Genomic DNA, 1,460 nt, shown 5'->3' with positions numbered 1-1,460 from the left:
CGGCGAACGGACGATGGCTCGCCCCATGGCCACGCGTTGGCGCTGACCGCCGGACAGGGCCTTGGGCTTGCGGTCCAGGAACTGGGTCAGGTCCAGGACCTTGGCGGCATCTTCGACCCGCCTACGGCGTTCCTCCGCGTTCACCTTGGCGATCTTCAGTGCGAATCCCATGTTCTCCGCCACGGTCATGTGCGGGTACAGAGCATAGTTCTGGAAGACCATGGCGATGTCACGGTCGCGGGAGGGCACGTCGGTGACGTCGCGATCCCCGATCAGAATCTTGCCGTCCGTGACGTCCTCGAGCCCCGCCAACATGCGCAGGGTGGTCGACTTACCACAGCCGGACGGGCCCACCAGGACCAAGAATTCTCCGTCCGCGATGTCGAGGTCCAGATTCGTCACGGATGGGCGCTCGGCCCCAGGGTATTGACAAGTGATGCGGTCGAAGGTCACGGCAGCCATGGGCAGAGATTCCTTTCAGAGACCCCGTCACGGGGAGGTTCGGCACCCCGCGGCCAGGCTGCCGATCAGCGGCACGACCCAAAAAGTTGTTACGCTTATCACTAATGTAAGCGATTCCACTCTCGTGTGGCAATCACCACGAGTCGCGTCCCCGAGCCGGGAAAAACGAAGGCACGTTCATGGCCACCCCTGAACAACCGGCGTATCGTCCGCTTCAGGTCCCGCCTCGCCTGACGGACGTCGCGGCGAGAGCAGGAGTATCCACGGCAACGGTCTCGCGTGCGCTCACCGGCAGTGGCCCCGTCTCGTCGAAAACCAGACAACGGGTCGCGGATGCCGCCAAGGAACTCGGGTTCGTTGCCTCCCATCACGCGTCGAGTCTGGCCAGTGGTCGCAGTCGCAACATCGGCGTGGTCCTGCCCTACGTGGATCGCTGGTTCTTCGCGACCGTTCTCGACGGTATTGCCGGTGCACTCACGGGTGCCGGGTACGACGCCGCTCTGTACAACCTGCAGGGCGAGAACTTCCGCGAGAGCGTGCTCACCGATTTCTTGCTCCGCAGGCACCTGGACGCGGCCGCCGTGGTGTCACTGCGCTTGAACCCGTCGGAGACCGAGCAGTTGTTCTCGGCCGGCATCCCCCTGGCGGGGATCGGCGGTTCACTCGAGGGCGCCCCCACGGTCAGCGTGGACGACCTGGACGCCGGACTTCGCGCCACCAACCATTTGATCGAGCTGGGCCACCGGCGGATCGCCTTTCTCGGCGGGCCTCCCGAATCCGGCCGTTCCTTCCCAATGGCCAGCGATCGGCGCCGCGGTTTCGAACGAGCAGTGACGGTGGCCGGATTGAAGATCGACCCGCGGTGGTTACTCGTGGCCGATTTCACGTTCTCGGGTGCCTACCAACGGGTCAAGAGCCTGCTCGCCGGGCCGACGGGTCGCCCCACCGCCATCTTTGCCGCGGCCGACGAAATGGCGGCCGGGGCCATCCTGGCGGCC

Annotated in this window: 2 protein-coding genes; one reads left to right on the top strand and one right to left on the bottom strand. The window is 65.3% G+C overall.

Annotated elements, in window-relative coordinates:
• A partial coding sequence (locus Q4E95_RS10330) for an ABC transporter ATP-binding protein (RefSeq protein ID WP_303383229.1) occupies positions 1-462 on the bottom strand: 462 nt, incomplete at its 3' end.
• 179 nt (positions 463-641) lie between these two features.
• Between Q4E95_RS10330 and Q4E95_RS10325 the strand changes: the two genes are divergently transcribed.
• The coding region (locus Q4E95_RS10325; protein ID WP_303383228.1) for a LacI family DNA-binding transcriptional regulator at positions 642-1,460 on the top strand (819 nt) is incomplete at its 3' end.

It is taken from the genome of Kocuria sp. (genome assembly GCF_030536815.1).
Lineage (GTDB): Bacteria > Actinomycetota > Actinomycetes > Actinomycetales > Micrococcaceae > Kocuria > Kocuria gwangalliensis.
Note: the sequence above shows the minus strand (reverse complement) of the source record. Positions and strands in the feature narration are given on the sequence as shown.